15 protein-coding genes and 5 pseudogenes are annotated in these 18,518 nt (G+C 42.3%); 14 read left to right on the top strand and 6 right to left on the bottom strand.

Features of this window, described 5'->3' with window-relative positions; all coding sequences use genetic code 11:
• Positions 1-599: 599 nt before the first annotated feature.
• Complete coding sequence (gene ltrA, locus UF06_RS12520; protein WP_045570742.1) at positions 600-2,072, top strand: group II intron reverse transcriptase/maturase; 1,473 nt, start codon at positions 600-602, stop codon at positions 2,070-2,072.
• Between the two features lie 311 nt (positions 2,073-2,383).
• Positions 2,384-2,518, top strand: coding sequence for a hypothetical protein (locus tag UF06_RS28190; protein ID WP_264299639.1), 135 nt, complete (start codon positions 2,384-2,386; stop codon positions 2,516-2,518).
• Between the two features lie 95 nt (positions 2,519-2,613).
• Here the strand turns inward: UF06_RS28190 and UF06_RS12515 are convergent, their stop codons facing one another.
• Both UF06_RS12515 and UF06_RS12510 read right to left on the bottom strand, forming a co-directional pair.
• On the bottom strand, positions 2,614-3,732 hold the full coding sequence (locus UF06_RS12515; protein ID WP_139046349.1) for a hypothetical protein: 1,119 nt from the start codon (positions 3,730-3,732) through the stop codon (positions 2,614-2,616).
• A 276-nt stretch (positions 3,733-4,008) separates the two neighbouring features.
• Positions 4,009-4,566: a hypothetical protein gene (locus tag UF06_RS12510; protein WP_139046348.1), complete on the bottom strand. Its 558-nt coding sequence runs from the start codon at positions 4,564-4,566 to the stop codon at positions 4,009-4,011.
• A 451-nt stretch (positions 4,567-5,017) separates the two neighbouring features.
• On the opposite strand from UF06_RS12510, the gene UF06_RS12505 reads away from it, so the two are divergent.
• The 6 genes from UF06_RS12505 (at position 5,018) to UF06_RS12480 (ending at position 12,155) form a co-directional block, all read left to right on the top strand.
• A complete protein-coding gene (locus tag UF06_RS12505) occupies positions 5,018-6,031 on the top strand; it encodes a hypothetical protein (RefSeq protein WP_045570739.1) in 1,014 nt (337 codons plus the stop codon).
• A 2-nt stretch (positions 6,032-6,033) separates the two neighbouring features.
• Complete coding sequence (locus UF06_RS12500) at positions 6,034-6,954, top strand: AAA family ATPase (protein ID WP_045570738.1); 921 nt, start codon at positions 6,034-6,036, stop codon at positions 6,952-6,954.
• Positions 6,955-7,303: 349 nt separating this feature from the next.
• Positions 7,304-7,519, top strand: a complete 216-nt coding sequence (locus UF06_RS12495; RefSeq protein WP_045570737.1) for a hypothetical protein — start codon at positions 7,304-7,306, stop codon at positions 7,517-7,519.
• A 452-nt stretch (positions 7,520-7,971) separates the two neighbouring features.
• A complete protein-coding gene (locus UF06_RS12490) occupies positions 7,972-9,201 on the top strand; it encodes an ABC-three component system protein (protein ID WP_082069699.1) in 1,230 nt (409 codons plus the stop codon).
• Positions 9,182-9,847 (top strand): ABC-three component system middle component 1, encoded by a 666-nt coding sequence (locus UF06_RS12485; protein WP_045570735.1) that lies wholly within the window; start codon positions 9,182-9,184, stop codon positions 9,845-9,847. The genes UF06_RS12490 and UF06_RS12485 overlap by 20 nt, the downstream gene beginning before the upstream one ends.
• Positions 9,822-12,155: an AAA family ATPase gene (locus UF06_RS12480; protein WP_045570734.1), complete on the top strand. Its 2,334-nt coding sequence runs from the start codon at positions 9,822-9,824 to the stop codon at positions 12,153-12,155. The genes UF06_RS12485 and UF06_RS12480 overlap by 26 nt, the downstream gene beginning before the upstream one ends.
• A 269-nt stretch (positions 12,156-12,424) precedes the next feature.
• Here the strand turns inward: UF06_RS12480 and UF06_RS12475 are convergent, their stop codons facing one another.
• Positions 12,425-12,964, bottom strand: a complete 540-nt coding sequence (locus tag UF06_RS12475; RefSeq protein ID WP_052702559.1) for a GspH/FimT family pseudopilin — start codon at positions 12,962-12,964, stop codon at positions 12,425-12,427.
• Between the two features lie 359 nt (positions 12,965-13,323).
• On the opposite strand from UF06_RS12475, the pseudogene UF06_RS12465 reads away from it, so the two are divergent.
• The 3 genes and pseudogenes from UF06_RS12465 to tnpB all read left to right on the top strand — a co-directional run.
• Positions 13,324-13,707, top strand: a pseudogene (locus tag UF06_RS12465) (ISAs1 family transposase); the annotation flags it as partial.
• A gap of 89 nt (positions 13,708-13,796) precedes the next feature.
• Complete coding sequence (locus UF06_RS12460; protein WP_045570732.1) at positions 13,797-14,117, top strand: hypothetical protein; 321 nt, start codon at positions 13,797-13,799, stop codon at positions 14,115-14,117.
• Positions 14,114-14,302, top strand: a complete 189-nt coding sequence (gene tnpB, locus UF06_RS27780) for an IS66 family insertion sequence element accessory protein TnpB (protein ID WP_347335974.1) — start codon at positions 14,114-14,116, stop codon at positions 14,300-14,302. The genes UF06_RS12460 and tnpB overlap by 4 nt, the downstream gene beginning before the upstream one ends.
• On the opposite strand, the pseudogene UF06_RS12450 reads toward tnpB, so the two are convergent.
• A pseudogene (locus UF06_RS12450) lies at positions 14,254-15,156 on the bottom strand (IS1634 family transposase); the annotation flags it as partial. The gene tnpB and the pseudogene UF06_RS12450 sit on opposite strands and share 49 nt — an antisense overlap.
• Before the next feature lie 131 nt (positions 15,157-15,287).
• Here UF06_RS12450 and UF06_RS27775 point away from each other — a divergent pair.
• A pseudogene (locus tag UF06_RS27775) lies at positions 15,288-15,497 on the top strand (ISAs1 family transposase); the annotation flags it as partial.
• Positions 15,498-15,518: 21 nt separating this feature from the next.
• Here the strand turns inward: UF06_RS27775 and UF06_RS26170 are convergent.
• Positions 15,519-15,629, bottom strand: a pseudogene (locus UF06_RS26170) (ISAs1 family transposase); the annotation flags it as partial.
• Positions 15,630-15,846: 217 nt separating this feature from the next.
• Here UF06_RS26170 and UF06_RS12440 point away from each other — a divergent pair.
• The gene (locus tag UF06_RS12440) at positions 15,847-16,575 is read left to right on the top strand and encodes a hypothetical protein (protein ID WP_045570730.1); all 729 of its coding nucleotides are present in this window, start codon (positions 15,847-15,849) and stop codon (positions 16,573-16,575) included.
• A gap of 479 nt (positions 16,576-17,054) precedes the next feature.
• On the top strand, positions 17,055-17,825 hold the full coding sequence (agaR, locus tag UF06_RS12430) for a transcriptional repressor AgaR (RefSeq protein ID WP_045570728.1): 771 nt from the start codon (positions 17,055-17,057) through the stop codon (positions 17,823-17,825).
• A 532-nt stretch (positions 17,826-18,357) separates the two neighbouring features.
• Here the strand turns inward: agaR and UF06_RS26165 are convergent.
• A pseudogene (locus tag UF06_RS26165) lies at positions 18,358-18,518 on the bottom strand (IS66 family transposase); the annotation flags it as partial.

Here is an 18,518-nt window from a genome sequence, read left to right as displayed (position 1 = left end):
AGGTCTGTCCTGGAACACGCAATGGGGCGTGCGACGTGAAGTCGTATGAAGCGCTGTTCACCGCTCAACGAGTGAACCATCTGTATCACCAGATGAACCTAGGACTCTGAATAAAGTAGCGAGTCTGACAATGTAACGAAGGTTGGCATTTGCCAATCGGGATTGAAATCGTGAGAGGACGATCTTCCTGATAACCACAAGTCGGGTGAGTGCTAGGTAGTCAGCATGATGAACATAAGTGAATCCGCTCAAGGTGCGTTATGTGATGAAACAGCGGAAGTGGTTAACACGCTGTAGCCAAAAGGCGTGAGAGTCGGAAAGAGATTGCCCCATGCTCTTTCGTGATCGTTGAACTCTCCGCACCATAGCGGGCATCTAAACTGACATTGCGCGACATACGGAACACGGTAAGCCTGTATCGCTCCCTCTGGGAAAGCCTCAGTGGCCGATAGTGATGTAGGTAGAGGATGTCGGAAAAAGCGAAGGCTGCATTGTAACGATGCAGATACAGATCCCTATCTGGCACGAAAGTGAGCTGACTTCCGACTGGTCTTCCGTTGCAAGAGAATTTGAAGAACTTTATTCAAGGAGAAAAGCAAATGATGATTTCAAAAGAGATTAGTGCCTCTCCTGACAGTGCTCAATGGCAATCCATAAATTGGAAAGTCGTAGAATCCCATGTATTAAAGCTTCAGATGCGTATTGCAAAGGCAACACGAGAAGGTAAACACGGCAAAGCGAAAGCGTTGCAGTGGATACTGACTCACTCGCGTTCGGCAAAACTTCTTGCTGTTAAGCGGGTATCACAAAACAAAGGCAGTAAAACGCCTGGAATTGACGGCGTCATCTGGAATACAGATACGCGCCGCATGAAAGCTGTCAATCAATTGAGCAGAAGAGCTTATCAAGCCAAACCGCTCAAGCGTATCTACATCCCCAAGAAAAACGGCAAGCTCAGACCACTTGGTATCCCCTGCATGATCGACAGAGCGCAACAAGCGCTCCACCTTCTTGCACTAGAACCAATATCTGAAACTATCGCCGACCCTAATAGCTACGGCTTCCGACCTAATCGAAGCACTGCTGATGCAATTGCACAGTGTTTTATCTGTTTAAGTCAAAAGAAATCCGCGCAATGGGTGCTTGAGGGAGATATTAAAGCCTGTTTCGATAAAATTGGTCATCAATGGCTTATAGAAAACATACCAGCAGACAAACGGATGCTGGAACAATGGCTGAAATCTGGCTTTATAGATAAAGGGTTGTTCTACCATACCGACGAGGGTACACCGCAGGGTGGGATTATATCTCCCACTCTGATGTTGATGACACTTGCAGGTCTAGAACAGCGCATAAAATCTACTGCCCTCAAAAAGGGGGCGAGAGCCAACTTTATTAGATACGCCGATGATTTCGTCGTCACCAGTGCCTCAAAGGAAGTGCTGGAGAACGATATCAAACCGTTGATCGCTGAGTTCTTAGCGGAAAGAGGCTTAACACTCTCCGAAGAGAAAACGCACATTACCCACATCAGCCGTGGTTTTGACTTTCTAGGCTTTAATCATAGGAAGTACAAAGGAAAACTGCTCATTAAACCGAGCAAATCCAACACTCTGATGCTCTTGAGTAACTTGCGTGAACTCATCAAGAAGCACGCAACTATCCCCGTTAACGATTTAATCAAGTTGATAAATCCGAAACTCAGGGGCTGGTCGAATTACTATCGACACTGCGTGGCTAAACAGGTATTCGGATATGTAGGTCACAAGCTATTCCATACGTTATGGCACTGGGCTAAAAGGCGTCATCCAACCAAATCGAGAACTTGGATCGCTCTTAAATACTTCATCAACCGTCAAGGTCAATGGCAGTTTCATGGTTGGCAGAAGATCATGGATATGGATTGTCAGTTCAATCTGTATGAAATAGCTAAGGTGCCGATTGAGAGACATGTGAAAATCAGGAGTGCCGCAACGCCTTTTGATCCTCAATACCAAGAATACTTGGCTAAGAGAAAATCAAAGAAGCAATGCCGTAACTCTTGGCATGAGCCTGCTCTCGCCGCTTTATAAGTTGCTGGGTGCCAATCGGTGCCTTCGTGAAGGCTTGAGCCTAGTGCGGTGAAAGTTGCACGCTGGGTTCTTAGAGGGGCGACACTTGGTAACAGGTGTCGTCTACTCGACAAAGGCGAGTTAGCGCTAGTCGTCCCAAAACGTCTCTGGACAAAGTGTAGTTTGCCATACACAGAATCGGCGCGCACACATCTATCCAATGAGCAGTAACAAGTAAAACTTGCGCACTTACCCCCCCTAACGAGGTATCAATGATTAATGTATTCTAGCTCTAGTAGCAATGAGGCTACGAATAAGATAAGGAATCCAACATGTCAGGATTTAAAAATAGCTACGAGCCAACTCAAGACGATTTAGACAACCGTTCTCGCCAGCTAAACCCAGAAAACGATGCTTATTGGCAGTCTCGCGGTGAGGACAGTCGCCCAGAAGTTCAAGAGGTATAACAATGAGCAATAATAACAACTGGCCAACTAAAAACGGGACAAACAATCCATCTGGCGGTGGTCGCACAAACAACCCACCACGTAAATAATTATGCTTAAGCTGCCAACTCTGGCAGCTTATTTTTGAAGTGTTCAAAATAAATAGCATAACGCTCCGCTGAAAATGTGCTTTGAAACTCTTCAGTCCACGGCTTAATTTTTGGATCTTTCAATCGCTTATCTAAACCAATGCAAATCATAGCCACTAACAAAATGGGTAACGCATAACTTTCAGTATCTATATTTTCAAAAAACTTTATTAACGTCTTATTTGTAGGGTGTGTTTTACCTGAACGCCACTCTTTCAAGGTTTTAGTTTGTGCTTCGAACATTGAGGTTTCACACTCGCTTTCTCTCTCTCTTTTTATAGGAATAAATTTAGCAAGTTGACAATATCTAAAATCCATTTTCTCTATTAAATGATTCAGAAGCTTACTTAAGTAGGTGGCACCATCTTTCTTAAACACATGAGAAAATATCCCATACTCATACTCTGATACTAGGTTAAAATTATCTAGAATAGTAACATCGAGCGCAGCCATAAGGGATAGGTGAAAATCATAGAACCAATATTGAATACAAAGTCTATTCGTACCGTTCTCTTCCCGATTCATATCATCACTTGCCACGAGTCGAAGTATCTCTTTCTGTTCTTCCTGTGATAGTAACGTTTTAGGCAAAGCCAATTGGTAAAATGATACGAGTAACTCCGTTTGATTATCTGTGGTTAGTTTAGGCATGGTATCAATGAAATGTTTAATTGGCTGATACAACTGATCTCTATGATTAAGAAATGAATGTAACGGCTGAAGGTTGATATATGGTTGCTCATGATTAAAGGAACGGAGCATTATCAACCATGTGTGAATCACATCTGTTGCTCTCACGTCTTTAGGCAGCTCTTTAAAAAATAGAAATAATCCCTTTTGAAATAAAAACCTCAATATTGGCCAAGAAGCAAGACGAGCTTTTTTCTCTGAGATACCTTTACTCCCTAAATTATCGAGGCTCCGCTCAGATACTTTTAAATCTAACGACAACTGCTCTTTTAAGATCCTAGCTTTGGATCTAGCAGAGACACCAAAGCCTAAAAAAAGCGCGAACTCATCGAGCGATGGAAAGTAGATAGTATTGGGAGTAATTGGCTTTAATGTCACCTTTTCCTTCATAGTCATTAGTGCCTTTTGCTTGTCAAAATCGCTACCACGATTTTAAGTAAAACCTTTGATATATCATTATCATACAATGACAAATTTCACTCAACTGGAGCATACTTTTCAGTGAAAGCATCTACTCTAAGAGAGTTTGGGCATAAGATCGTTAGTGCAGAATACTTAAAGCGTTGCTGCTAATTGCCGATAACGGAAAGTAATATGAACGCCGCTATGATCAGTCCAGGCACAAACCATCTTGGAACAGGCCTGTCTTCACAGAGCGACGTACATACAAACCTACTTCCCACCATCCATAATGTAGTTAACCGCTTTAGCTCCAGCAGCTGCCATTTGTGTCATCGCGTTTGATGTATTCAGGACGTTAGAAAGACTATCGACACAGTTGTCGCACCAAGCACCGCCAATAGTATGTTCAATGGGATGAATTTTAGACTGACTGTGAATCGTATTTTTGCTTACATTGAGTGTTGCCATCGTTTCACCAACCAGAATATCGCGCTCACAATGGTGACATTGGCAAATTACTTGAGGCATCATTTTATCTTCAATTTCATGTTTAATCTGAGTTGATTCTGGATGATGAGAATCAGCAATAATGTCGAGCACTCTAGATAATCCTTCAGGTGTTCCTGCCTGATATCTATTCACCGAGGATTCTCGGCTAATACTGTTAATTGAATCTCGTAGTTCTTTACCTATAGCGAGGTCACTACCTTGACTATCAATCATCCTTTCCAACTGTTCTTCAAAATCAGGTGGCAGGTGACTATTTAAACCAGTCTGCTTTTTGTCATTCATATCAAAATCCTTCTTATTATTTAAGTACTTAGACATTGTTGTTAATACCCTAACATCAGGGTTAAAGTGAATGATAACCTTTATGCACTTTACCTCTACAATGTAATCCTTTAAAACGACGTATTTCTTAAAGTTTTCTTTCGTTAGAAAGATCAATGTCACATCTGTTGCATACTGAAGTTCAACACACTCTAGCTCTTTCTAAAAATCAATGAAGGACTTTTCTCGCCCTCGCGAGGAAAGTTCTTCGTTGATTGTCGCAGCTCGCCTGTGCGAGTGAGAATAAGAACTTGAATATCTAAAGATATTCTTAAAGATCTAGGAAGATCCTCAAAACTATACCAGTTGACCTATTTGATATACCAGTTGACGGTGATCAGTATCCCAGTTGACAGAAAAACTATACCAGTTGACATAAAAATGTTTGTAAAAGATATCCCAGTTGACATAATATCGCTATCTAGGTATACCAGTTGACATAGTGATCATGTTCGAAGAAACGAAAGATCTATCCGTAATTGATGAAAAAGACAGAGCCAATAAATTTATCAGCTCCCTACTATTCTCACGAGCAACGGTTTTTCATCCTTCTGCTCGAATGACGCCATCTATGAGCAAAAGGATGGCTGAAGTCGCATCAATGGGCGGGGTTTCATTTGATCATCCCCTAGAGGTTGTGACTGTAAACTCATTTGGTAAAAATTTCCGAGTCGAGCTGCACAATAACTACCTGTTACACGCCCACCGAGATGTACTTGAGACGCTTCTAGCCTATGCGAAATTGATTAAGCTGGATGATGAGGCGTATAAGAGCGGCGGCAAAATGACTTGGAGAGCGGTGCTAGGAACGTTAAATGATGCTCAAACACTTCCAAACTCAAGTGAGCAAAGTTTAGACGAGGAGATTGATAGCAACGCGATAGTTCTATCTATGAGCATGTATGAGCTTGCGACCCGAATGAAGATAAAGCCGACACGATCTAACTATCGGTTGATCGAGGATAGGATCTTTCAGCTCAACACATCAAAGCTTTTCATTTGTGAAATGGATTCAGATGGCCACATTTCAAGCCGTAAGCCTTTGAGTTTCGTAAAGGAATTCATGCTTTGCTATGACAAATCTAAAAACAAAAACGGCAAGAGTGATGATGTTGTCGCCAACCACATCTTTGTTGTTCCTGATCAAAGGCTCTTAGAAGCCATCAAATCTCATGGCTATTACTACCGACTTGAGCAGCACAAAATCACAAACTATCGCTCTTACGCTGTCCGTTCGTTCATTAAATGGCTCACCACGCATAATCTCGATTTTCTGCATACGAAAAAATTAAGCTGGGCGATTGAGGAATATATGAACTCGGTGGCGTCCAATGTGGGGGCGTCATTCAGATACGATCTTAAGCGAAGCTTACTGGAGGTTAGGGATCAGATTGAGTCCGATTTTAACCTGCAAATCGTCTCCGTCGATGGCCGTGAACATCAATTCTTCAAGGTGACGTAGTCATGATTAAAAATCTAAACTCATTGCTGAATGACCAGACTATTTCGGAAGTCCCTTTTGTTCTAAAAGGTTTGGTTAAAGCTTCCATCGGTATGCTGATTGCTGCTCCCAGCGCTGGAAAAAGTCATCTAGCATTGTCGTTAGCGATAGAACATGCTTCGTCAGCGGTGACGCTCGGGCTTTCATGTGCTGAGACGCCGAGAAAAGTACTGATTGTCAGCTCTGAGGATAGCAGTGCGGTTTTGCGGGAACGTATGGTGGAAAAGCTCAAATCATTTTCACCTGATATTCAAAATGAACTGCTTAGTAACCTGCTTTTTCTCACCGAGCAAACGCCGTTGATAGCGCCGCCAGAGGCGAATAAAGATGAGCATGACGCGGCCAGTCTGTATGTGAATAATCTCGTTCAATCTGCGGTTGATAATGACGTTGATCTAATTATTGTTGATACCGTCACGGAAGCCGTTGGCAGCTGTGATGAAGTGAAACACGACAAGCACATCAAGGCGGGATTTCAAGCCATCGCAAGACGCACAGGGGCTGCTATTTTGCTTGTTCATCACGTCAATAAAAATGAAATTCGTGGAGAGCAAGAAGTGACCATGGCCTCTGGTGCCGGGCTTAGCTCTGTTATGCGGCTGGTTAAGTTTTTAATCACGATAAAAGCGGAAAAAAATGAGAGAAAAGTCAGGTTCTTGAAGTCCAACTATCTGCCTCAAAGTGAGGAAAGGGAGTTTGATATTGAGTTTGTTGACGGTGTTTTATCGCGAAAAGGGATATTGAGTTTTGCTCCACCGAAAAAACAAAAAGCGGAGAAACCAAGAATTGCGAAAGCAATTCAGGAAGAACCCGAGGTTTTGAGTATCACGCCAAAGCCGAAAAGAAAAAATGAGAGTGAAAATGACCTAAGGGATGTTCTTTAGGTCCCCTGCTCTACATCACTTTTGAAGGTTTCCAGTGGGGGCCTACAGAAGTGGTGTGCAAATTCTACGTGATCTGACAGTAGCTATCTGAAGGCTCTCGTCGGTACCAAGTAAGTTATTTCTGGACAAAGGTGTGTTTGCCGTGATCGGCTCAGGCACGCCTCTGGGCATTTTCGTGATAGCAATATTTCTAATTTAGTAATATTCGCATTAGCTCAAGTATAGGAACCCCAATACTCCATATAATCAATAATCATCCTAAAAAACATGTGCTCCTCCTTGAAAATCCCTCCAAGCCCCCACATATCTATATGTGCAATATTGCATAAACTTAATAAGAGGTTTTCCGATGAACGATTGGGATTACGTGAATTTTAGCGAAGATCATGAAATGGATTATCATTTAGGGCTGGTTAGTAAATCGAAATCTGAATACAACAGAAAATATCTAAGAGATAACACTCAATGGACAGCAAAGAATAAGCTGGACAAAACGCGCATTACCCACACTGAATTTAAGCCCTTTGTTATAGCCGATAAGCCGAATTTGAAAGATCCAGCTTAACGCGAAATGTAGATAAAAGACGTCTCCTATGAGGAGGCGTTCTTCACTGCTGCATCAGCTCCTTTTTGTCGTTGTTAGCTATTATACGTACAACTATGGGCCAAGTAATTCCCTTTACCACTTCTTACTTACTGTATAGCAAAAATACCTAACTATATGAATTACCAATTTTAGTCATAGCACACTTAGGGGCATTTTCGTGTTTCATGCCCCGTCGGCACACCTTTGGACAATTATCAGTTAGAGTTGGGGATCTAAACTGCAAGCATCGCATAAGCTGAGTTTGGGCAAAGAAAGGTTCGAAAGTGTCTACTGATTATGTAGCTATTCTGACAATATTCTTGATAAAGGCGGGAAAATGCAGAATATGTTCGCCAAATAAACGAAGCAAATACAGAAAACCCCATAAATACAGTAATATGACTCCGTCACATTGGCAGCAAGGAGTTCATGTGAGTCAAGAAGATGAAAAATACCCAGCCAGCGCGATATCTTCGTGGAGCGGCTTCGTTTATCAAGGAAAAGTTGCACTATATCATTCGCTTAAGCTTATTCATGATGGTGATTTGGACTTCGATCTTCAGCTAGATAGTAGTGACGACTTCGCTATTTATAAAGATGGAAAGCTACAAACCGCCCATCAAGTAAAAGCGAAGATTAGTAAATATCGTAGTGGCTACTCCAAGGCTCTGGAGCAATCCACGTTGATCGAACACGACAAAATAAAAGGGACGCCCCGTTACTTTCACGTATCCGTACAGCTAGATAATACCGATGATCACAAAGGGACTAGCGGAGAAATAGTGAAATTCTACCGCTATGGAGACAACTTTCATTGTGGACTGGGTGAAATTGAGGGACTGACCAAAGCACTGATAAAAAATATATGTGAGAAACAGTCCATCACGGTCAGTGATAATCTCATAAATTTTAACTATTGCTTACTCTCAGAAAAAATAAGTACCAAGGCAATACACAATCACAAACTAAATCAAGAGGACGGCTTTTCAGAAAACAAAGCTGCTTACGAAGGCCGTATCGAGGCAAAAGATATCCTAGAGGAATTGCTGACCGAAAACCCCTATCAGAATCGCGACTACTATGCCGTTGAGTTGAAGGCCAGGCTTCAAACCTACCTAGAAGAACGGCTAGATCAGGCGCTACCAACAATGAATGAGACCACTTATGAAAGAGCCAGGCGTCTGTGCGAGCACATGCGCGATACACATATCAATGAATTAAAAAACTTATGCCAGATGATGAAGCCATCCGAGCGGTTTCAAGATATTCAGAAGAACGATATCAGGCGCTACACCAAGCTCATACAGGCTATTTCAGTGGAGCCCATATTCAACCATCTTCCGCATTACATCGACAGCGAAAATCGGTTCTACGTACCTACAGCGCTTGACGTAGATGCAAGTGAAGAGTGTGAGTCTGACATGAACCATGAAATGAAAAACAACGGTGACCTGCTGAGGCTACTTTTTGAGTACAACCATCTAATTGCCAGCAAAGCGGAAGCTTCATTCACCTTTGATACGAAATTCACAAACTCGGATGACTTCGACGACAAACGGGCCACTGAAAAGCTTGAAAGCAACATTACCAAGTCGCTATGTATTAGCGTGATGACAAAAGACGACGCGGAGGGTCGACTGAATGATAAAGCAACTCATTGATGAAGCACTTGTTGCTCATTGCTTTGTGAGTAAGCGTGAATTGGACAACACAAGCTTTTATATTCGCGATTCTGGATCTGCCATTAGATTCGCAGTCGTACATAATCTCGATGAACTCATTACACCAGCCGAGCTGAACAGCCAGATCAATCAACTTGCTCCTGAGGATTTTCTCAGAAACCCAAGCTTTAAGAAAAACTGTGACTTAATTTGTATTTATCGCCTTGACGTGCTGGCCGAGTTCAAGGAGCACGAAGAAGGAATTTTCAGTATTGAGGAAGACCCGCATTTTTATAAAAAATATGTGCTCTACTACAGTATTGCTGAAGAAAGCGCTCTCACTGATTTTACCTACGAAAAACTTGTATCCGTGATTTCTGACAAAAAGGAATTTATTGGTTACAAAGAAAATCCTCTTGTAGCTTCACAATACAGCTTCGCTGCCAAGACCTTTATCAAGCTTCCTTTCTTGGAGCTACCTATTCACCAAGGAAACCTCGTGTCCTTGAGGCAGCAAGCAATTGAGGCCGTCGCAGAAGCTGGCCGAAGCGATACGTATGCGACTATTCAGCAAGTCACAAACGCAAATGCCGACGAGGTTATTAAGGAAATGATTAAAAATGAACTGGAAAATATCCAAGATTGAAGTCTCTAGCTTCAAAGCATTCAAGCATATCTACTTGGACCTTGGCGAGTCGGCGTTGCTAACTCTCGATGGCCCAAACGGTTATGGCAAAACAAGCATATTCGACGCCATCGAACTACTGCTTACCGGTCAGATTAGTCGAATACAAAACCTATTCTCTACTTTACTAAGTAATCGCACAAAGAACTACGCAGACAATCTCTTCTGGAATAATCGCTCCGGCGAGAACGACCTCTGTATTAAAATTGAATTCACTAATGATGATCGTAAACTTGTTTTAGCTAGACATTGTCCAACGGCAATATTCAAGAAGCCAGCGAACAATCGTGCAGACAATTATGAAAATTTTAAGCTTTACGAGCTACCGGAATTCGAATCATTTGACTTCACAAAAGCAAATCTGCGCGACAACAATTTCCTTGACGAAGTTTTCGGTAAAAATTTCAGGGAAAACTTCTCCTTCCTTAACTATCTGGAGCAAGGACAAAACCGATTGTTGCATACTAGGGTAGACCAACGTAAGGATAAGCTAGGAAACCTCTTTAATATCAGCGATATCGAAGCCGAGATCGAAAGCTGCAACAACATATACAGTAAACTTACAAAGCACATCAACGATCCTGAGCGTAAGGCAAAAGTCGAGTCACTCAAAGAAGAGATAGCCACCCTAAGAGACACATTACAGGCTGAGGCTGGGATCGTTGGGTACAAAAAGCTCTCGACGACTGTTGTCCAGCCTGGATGGGACAAGGAGAACATCTTTTCGACGTATTCAGCGGTAGATCATGCTGCCTATCAAGAATCAGTTCGCAAAATTATTGCCCTTCTGCCGCTCAAAGCCACAATAAAAACTAGGGTTCACAATGAGGCAATCGATGCCGACATCAAACGTAACGAAGAATCTCTGAGAAGCTTAGCTCAGTTCGGTAAAGACCTTAACAAGCTTGATGGGCTTGAAGCAATCAAGAAGGGGATTGATGAACTGGAGCGTTCAGCGGCTATCATCAAGCGCGGAGCCTCAATGATCAAGGTCGAAGAAGCTCAATCACTACCAAACTGGGCGGATGGGCGCCTTGAGTGGTTTGAGTTACAAATTGAATCCCGAAACAACCTCCGTGATAAAAGCAGCGCCAATGCGAACGCCATAGCCGAATTGGAACGCCTGAAAAGGCAGCTGATTGACGAACATAAGAAGTCCTATCCTGATGAGCATTTGTGCCCTCTCTGTGGCACGGATTGGGAAGATCACAAATCAATGGTTGGTGCCATTGAAGCAAGAACTAAGCAGATCTCTGAATCACTGAGCAAGGACGGTAAGGAATTAGTTAACCTTATCGCTGCTATGGACGCTGAGCTGAAGCTCATCGACACCCATATCCAAAACAGCTTGAAAGTTCTCAAGCCTACATTTGAACCAAATCTTCATGCAGAACTGACCAAAATTAAGCTTCGGCTCCCGGCAATAACCCTGCTAATGGAGAAGTTGAAAAGCGACAATATTCAATTTACTGACTCATTTACGGAAAGTAATGACGTAGTAAATGAGCGACTTGAAAAGCTCAAAGAGATTCTAAGGAATAAAAAACAGATTGAAGTCGATGCTTTAGCGCTGCCAGAGGACTGGCGAGAAACAACAATCAGTGCCTTCAAAGACCTAGAGGACTTCTACATAATAACGGCTGAAGACTTAAGGGATAAAGAGCAGTACATATCGATTAAAGCCAACGAGGCTCAAAATGCCAGACTTCAAACCTGTATTTCCGATCTTAAACTTATCGAAAAAGAAACCTTAGCGGCCCAAAAAGCACAAGATAAAATAAAAAAGCTCCGCGACACACTGAAGGAAACTGAGCAAAGATATACCGACCAGACAATTTCGGCTATTGAGCTCATATTCCATATCTACAGTGGCCGACTGATCCAAAACTACCAGCGTGGCTTAGGCCTATTTATTGAGAGCCGCGAAGGAACACAGTTGAAATTTCTGACTGCCGAGAAGTCTGAACACGACGCAGTCATGTCCATGAGTTCTGGTCAGGTGTCCGCTCTTAGCCTTGCATTCTTTCTCTCACTCAACAAGGTGTATGCTAAGGTACCTCTCATTTTGATTGATGATCCGTCGCAATCTCTGGATGAAATCAACGTTGCTTCCTTGACCGACCTACTCCGTTGCGAACTCAAACATTGCCAGTTGATTTTCTCCTCGCATGAGGATGATATTTCCGCTTATATGCGCTACAGGTTCGACAGAGCAGGCTTGAAAACGAGCTCACTGAACATGCAGCTCTTGGCGAAAGAAGCTTTGTAAAAGTAGCCCATAGTATGCAGTAGAGCTGGGTGACCGTGATGTTCATATTGATGGGTTAGCCATCATGAAGAGGATGTCAAAAACAACAATAGGATCTGGTTTTGCGTTTTCCTTCATTAGGTTAAGTATTGCAAAATCAGAACTCTATTAATGGACCTTCTGTCAAGACATAACTTACTTTGGGGCACTTCTGTGTTACCAAGTGCCTCCTGTGAAAGCTCGGAAAAGAAGAGATTTTACCTTGCTTGATATCGTAACTAACTTAAATCTTAGCAGCTTTTATACAGACTACTTGTACCACTAGGGTCACACACTTTCACCGTTCCGGCACCATTGACCTTAAAGTCTATTTTGTTCTGGGGGCCTCCGAAACCGAGAATTTTTTCATACTCCGCGGAGCCTGATGCAATTCCTTCTGGCCGACCATTAACGTGTCCAAACTTGATGAAAGATTTATCATGGGTTCTGGTGACTTCTAGCCTACTGAATTGCTCACCAGTCGTGATATATAACTTGCCAGTATCATCGCTACAATTAGTAAGAGTGTCACTGAGTGACACGACGAGACAAAAGCGGCCATTTTTATTACTGACATCTTTTTCTAAACCTAGAAAGTGGAGGTAAACGGGGGCGTTTCTAAAGACAGCTTCAGAGCGGCCCATCATGACTAAATTTCTGAGTTCTTCACTTAGATTTGTCATTTTACTTGTCGACATCATCGGACCAAAATTTGGCACAGCGAAAGCCAGCAGAATCCCTAACACCGTCACCGTAATTAGCAATTCCAGCAGAGTAAATCCGTTTTTCATACACGCTCCAATAGCAATGTTCAGGCTGAACATTGACAACTTTCATCGGCTAAATAAGCCTGAATCGATTGGCTTCAAGTCAGGTGTGAAGGTGTGCGTTTGAGGCCAGACTCAAACTAATTGGACGCTATATCACCTGTTATGCAGATGGGTAAACGCCACTACAAACATTGAACCGCGGCTAACTTGTACTCAGCCGATCTTTGATGTCATTTATCGCTGATAGATCTCGTACCATTTTAATTACCTCATTGATATCTGAATAGTGCAAGATCATGAACATTTCTTGTACAACGCAAGGTTGAATTTGACCTGAAGCACGGTCTGTGATCTTATGTTCTTCTTTTGGGGGAGCGACCATGAATATTAATACCATCAAAGCGCATTTCAGTATCATCCGTGACAAACGGCAAAGTGCAAAAGTTGATTATCCCCTGTTTGATATTTTGTTTGGGTCTATCTGTGCCATGATAGCCGGAGGTCAAGGTTGGACTGACATTCGTGAATATGTTCTTGGCCACAATGAGTGGTTTCTTAAACAGGGTCTGTTTGAAAATGGTGTGCCTGTCGACGATACCTTTGCTTGTTTGATTACAAATATTGATCCTGCCGAGTTTCGCGACTGCTTCCTGGGTTGGATGAATGCGGTACATACCATGACGTTTGGTGAGGTGGTTGCCATTGATGGCAAGACTTTGCGCGGCTCCTACGATAGATATAACAGGCAAAGCACCATCCATATGGGTAAGCGCGTCATAAACCCCGCATTCTAATCGTCTAGCCCGAATAATAAGATCAAACCTCCAACCCAAAGGAGCAAAGGAGATTTGAAATGGCCAAACGACGCACTAACCAAGAATGGCGAACCCTGTTCGAACACTATGAATCCAGCCAGCTATCACAACGATTATTCTGTGAACGTAACGGACTGAGCCTCTCCACTTTTTACGCTAAGCGCCAACAGTTAAAGCACATCGAAAAACCGAACACGGTTGGCTTTGTTAAAGCAGAAGTCGTTGAAAAGACCACAAAGTATCAAGCCACTCACGTTGCCGTTGCCAACATGACCCTGCTCGTCAATGATATTGAACTGAGCATCCCACAAGGCACGCCAGCGACCTATCTTGCAGAACTTATCGGTGCGCTGTCATGAAACGTATGCTCAGTGCTCCCGAAATCTATCTCTATCGCGAAAGCGTCGATTTTAGAAAGTCCATCAACGGCCTCGCTGCGATTATCGAAAATGACACCGACTTGCCCTTGGGCAGCGGCGCACTGTTTTTCTCTAAGTTCTTGAAGAAAGTGATTTCTTCCCGCTTGGTGGCCTGTTCACTGTGAACGAGCAACCAACGTTGATTGACCTTTCCGTAATCCGAGTCTATCCAACATCCTGAGTAGCCATGACCGATAGCGATTAATTGCTCTGGTTCTAGCGCAAGCAGTGCTTTTTTTGCGAGCTTGATGGTCATGGGTACACGGGTAATGAACTTTTGATTTTGCTCATCTAGCGAGGAGATGCTTTCTTCGGTGTACAAAGCGGCATCAGCGATAAAGTAACGACTATTTTGCGCGGCTTTTAGGCAATGTATGTGTCTTTTAGTGACTTAAGCGAATGCCTTGGCATCATTGGTGTTGCCACTCAGTGCTTGCATGTAAACAGGAATACCTGCTTGGTTTTCACAGATGAGTTCAAGCACGACTTGGTTAAGCTCTGGTCTATGATCACGACTGTAGCCTCTTACAAGCTTAATCACGTTGGTGTTTTCATCTTGTGCATACTCACCATCAACGTGGAAGCTAGTGATATCAAGATGAACAGAATCGGTCGTCAAGCCCAGTTTATCAACAACACGCTCAGCAATAACCTGATAGAGCGCTGAGACATCGGCTTTGTATAGAGCATCTAAGGTGCGGCCTAGTACATCATCAGTAAGGTGTTGTGCTTCAATGTCTTTGGCGAGTAGCTTAGACACAGGCTTGGTCTTAAAAAAGTCCGAGAACATGTGCAATGTTCTGCTATGAAAACCAAGTCCATTTAGGAGCATGGCCAATACCGCGTCACCATGAGAAACATTATGGTCAGAATATTTTGGGATAACGGCATCTATCATCCGTGGCAGGCCAATTTTGTGACAAAAGGCGGCAATGAGACCAAGGTGATCTAAGCGTTTAATAACAGGATGAGTAGACATATTTTGAGACCGTCAAATAGCAATAATAGATCAAAACTGTCGATCGCGGTCAAGATGGTGTCGTGGTTTTTATGAAAAACCGATCGCCAGATCACACTATTTAAATTCTGGAATTAGCTGCGGAATGACGGTTAGATGTGAGCATGCGAGAAGATGCTTGTCAGATTTACCGACAAAACGCGGCTGAAAATTTGGCAGGTTTAAGACACATGGCGCTTAACATGCTAAGAGCTGAGCCAAGCAAAATTAGTGTGCCAATGAAGCAGAAACGTTGCATGATGAACCCCGGCTTCTTGGATCAAGTCTTAGTCGCTGGATTTAAGTCAATGACTAAATTCTAACCATTCATGCGGACGCCCTGGGCCACAAAGCATGGCAGAGATGAAAAGGAAAGCGACTTCAATAACGGGGTAGACTTGATTGATGTGCGATCGGGTGTCACATACTTTGTCTAAGTGTTTGATGATGATCATTTCATGTAACCAGTAGTTAAGACTGAAAGATCTGATCGATATAATACCAGAAAGTTCAATAGGATATAAAAAGTCTCATAATTTCAGTAACTAAAGTTCGATCCCGCCCTTTATGTATGCTTGTTTAATCATATTTATCTTGATGATTATAATTATTTGCATAATAATCATGAAGTCATATTTTAATGACAGTTTTTAAGTGTGATTAGTAAATAAAATGAAAAAATATTTAAGCTTGTTAATGGCAATAACATTGCAAATCGTATTATCTGGCTGTAATGGATCTTCTGATTCTCCATCAGAGTTAGCAGAAAGTTACGATGGTGTTTATAAAGATATAAGCGGGGAGTCTCTTTTTTATAGCTCGAATGAAGATGCGATCTATTTATATAGACCACCACAACGATACGAGGATGGTTATATAAGCAGCTCAAATCGTAGCATTGTGGTCGACAACAGTTTAATTGGTCCTTATATAGATACGAACCATTTCGTGAAATCGGAACTTGGCGACTACTATCATTACCAAAACTCTACCGTTCAGTTTCATTTTTCAAAGGGTAATGTGTCCGCGCTAGTCAAAGATGAGGGTAATAGAACACTTGTGGACACCACGTACACCAAGCAGCCAACACTCGCTGATTTTGACCTGATGTATCAAAGCTATGCGGATTGGGAACGTATGACACTCATCTTCTCTAACGATGATCGTATGTTTGCTCAACTGGATTTTATGCTGACCTGCCAATTAAATGCTGATGTAAAGAGGATGTCGAACTTCTATCGTGTCTCTAATGGTGCAATAACCTGCGATGATCCAAACGATCCACGTATCGACTCAAATATGCACGGCGTTATCTATAAGGTGGCGGAAGACAGCCGAGCCATCGTCATTGTGCAAGGAATGCGTTGGACATATCGTACAACTTTCCAAACCGTTTATTAATTGAAAAGGGGCATCAGCCCCTTTTTATTGTCATCCCAAAACCACCGCTTTTAGCGGTAGTTATTGTTTTGCCCGAAAATGCGCCCGTGCTAGAAGACAAACTCCTTAGTATCAAGTTTGAAGAGCGACATTTTCTACAGATGTGTATGAACTTCTCTCGTTGGAAAGGGTCGAAGAGCATTGTAATGGTTGAAAACCTCCGCTTTGAGAAAGGCAAATCTGTCGAGCTAGAGTACCGCATGATGAATCCATGCTAGAGGCTGTGTTAAGTGCTAGTTTTAGTCAGGTAATGCAAAACTTAGGCACTCATGCGCTTGCCTTAGATATATAACATAATCGAAACATCTAAATCTAAAACGAAGGGTAAATACTCTACATGTTGAACTGGTATAACTTGTTGTAGGCTCACTTTCGATTTAAGATAGAATATCTTTAAAGAAACAAAATGAAAGTTGGTTTCATGTTCTAGGAGTAATCCAATGATAACGGCGGTCGAAAGACGCAATGAAATTATAGAGCTAGTTAATTCTGTCGGCCGAGCCCGTGTTGAAGACTTAGCCTCTAAGTTTAATGTGTCTAGTGTTACAATTCGTAGCGATCTCTCATTTCTCGAAAAGAATGGTTATGTTATTCGTTCACACGGCACAGCAATTCCTAATTCTGGATTAATTTCTGAGCTGTCGGTTCACGAAAAAAGACGTCACAACTCTGAGGGAAAAGTACTTTTAGGTAAGGCTGCAGCAAAGCTAGTTGAAGAAGGTGATGCAATAATCATTGATTCAGGCACAACGACACTAGAAATTGCACGTTACTTAAATAATGTGGATAACGTGGTCGTCATGACTAATGGGCTTGATGTCGCGATGGAGCTTTCATCTAAGTCTGGCGTTGAGGTCTTAATGACTGGTGGCGTTTTAAGAAAAAAAGCAATGTCCTTTTCTGGACCAAAATCAGAAGATGGATTAAAAAATCATCGATTCGATAAAGTATTCTTAGGTGTAGATGGCTTCGATATAAAAGCTGGTATTACTACTTACAGCGAACAGGAAGCATCACTTAACCGACTAATGTGTGAAGTATCAGACACAATAATTGCGGTTGCTGACTCAAGTAAATTTGGCAAACGTAGCTGCCACATGATTCGAGCGTTTAACAATATCGATACGCTAATCACTGATTCAGACATCCCAGATGAATACTTGAAGCAATTACAAGAGCAAGGTGTTAACGTCATTATTGTGCAAGCATAACACCAATAATTCTTTACTAATTAATATCTTACCTGACAGTTGCCCGATCTTCTATTTGGTGACTGTCAGATTATATTTGGCTGGATTCTTTCAGTCCAGATAGATTTCTCCATCTTCTAATGTTTATATTGGCGTTTTGCCACACCATATTCTTCCTTAATGAGTTCTATCATGTTTGTTGTTGTAGTCTATCCATTCGTCCAGATCTATTCTCATATTGGCAATCAATAGCTGTAACCCGTCATTCCGCACTTAATTATCCAATAAATAATGTGACTTTTGTCACATAACGATTGATTGGTTCATCCAATGGTGACTACCCAAGTCGGTTTCTGATGTCAATATTCGGTTAAACTATCTCTCACTACTATCAGGAGGTTAAACGTGACTCGTCATCAAAAATCACATGTCTCTCTGCGAGTGCCTCAAAGGCAGCAAGTTTTCGCAATTGTTACGAACGTGTCGGCATCTTCGGCGAAATAAATTCTAAAAATAGCTGCGGAATCGTAAGCGTTCACCAGTAGCATGTTGACTAGGTATTTAGATAAAAACTCGTGTGCTTAAGATCGAACACATTTGGGTATGGCTGCTGACGAACCACCGCGTTGGCTATGCGTGAAAGCGTATCAAGTGACGATATTTTTCGCTTTTTACACGTTTCGATTAGCGAGTGTAGACGGTCTCGGAACTTAT

This window comes from Vibrio sp. S234-5 (assembly GCF_000960595.1).
Lineage (GTDB): Bacteria > Pseudomonadota > Gammaproteobacteria > Enterobacterales > Vibrionaceae > Vibrio.
Note: the sequence above shows the minus strand (reverse complement) of the source record. Positions and strands in the feature narration are given on the sequence as shown.

What these genes read in the sequence shown, in the direction of transcription:
- ltrA (WP_045570742.1), top strand. Translation starts at nt 600, where the DNA reads ATGATGATTTCAAAAGAGATTAGTGCCTCTCCTGACAGTGCTCAATGG.
- UF06_RS28190 (WP_264299639.1), top strand. Translation starts at nt 2,384, where the DNA reads ATGTCAGGATTTAAAAATAGCTACGAGCCAACTCAAGACGATTTAGAC.
- UF06_RS12515 (WP_139046349.1), bottom strand. Translation starts at nt 3,732, where the DNA reads ATGACTATGAAGGAAAAGGTGACATTAAAGCCAATTACTCCCAATACT.
- UF06_RS12510 (WP_139046348.1), bottom strand. Translation starts at nt 4,566, where the DNA reads ATGTCTAAGTACTTAAATAATAAGAAGGATTTTGATATGAATGACAAA.
- UF06_RS12505 (WP_045570739.1), top strand. Translation starts at nt 5,018, where the DNA reads ATGTTCGAAGAAACGAAAGATCTATCCGTAATTGATGAAAAAGACAGA.
- UF06_RS12500 (WP_045570738.1), top strand. Translation starts at nt 6,034, where the DNA reads ATGATTAAAAATCTAAACTCATTGCTGAATGACCAGACTATTTCGGAA.
- UF06_RS12495 (WP_045570737.1), top strand. Translation starts at nt 7,304, where the DNA reads ATGAACGATTGGGATTACGTGAATTTTAGCGAAGATCATGAAATGGAT.
- UF06_RS12485 (WP_045570735.1), top strand. Translation starts at nt 9,182, where the DNA reads ATGATAAAGCAACTCATTGATGAAGCACTTGTTGCTCATTGCTTTGTG.
- UF06_RS12480 (WP_045570734.1), top strand. Translation starts at nt 9,822, where the DNA reads ATGAACTGGAAAATATCCAAGATTGAAGTCTCTAGCTTCAAAGCATTC.
- UF06_RS12475 (WP_052702559.1), bottom strand. Translation starts at nt 12,964, where the DNA reads ATGAAAAACGGATTTACTCTGCTGGAATTGCTAATTACGGTGACGGTG.
- UF06_RS12460 (WP_045570732.1), top strand. Translation starts at nt 13,797, where the DNA reads ATGGCCAAACGACGCACTAACCAAGAATGGCGAACCCTGTTCGAACAC.
- tnpB (WP_347335974.1), top strand. Translation starts at nt 14,114, where the DNA reads ATGAAACGTATGCTCAGTGCTCCCGAAATCTATCTCTATCGCGAAAGC.
- UF06_RS12440 (WP_045570730.1), top strand. Translation starts at nt 15,847, where the DNA reads ATGAAAAAATATTTAAGCTTGTTAATGGCAATAACATTGCAAATCGTA.
- agaR (WP_045570728.1), top strand. Translation starts at nt 17,055, where the DNA reads ATGATAACGGCGGTCGAAAGACGCAATGAAATTATAGAGCTAGTTAAT.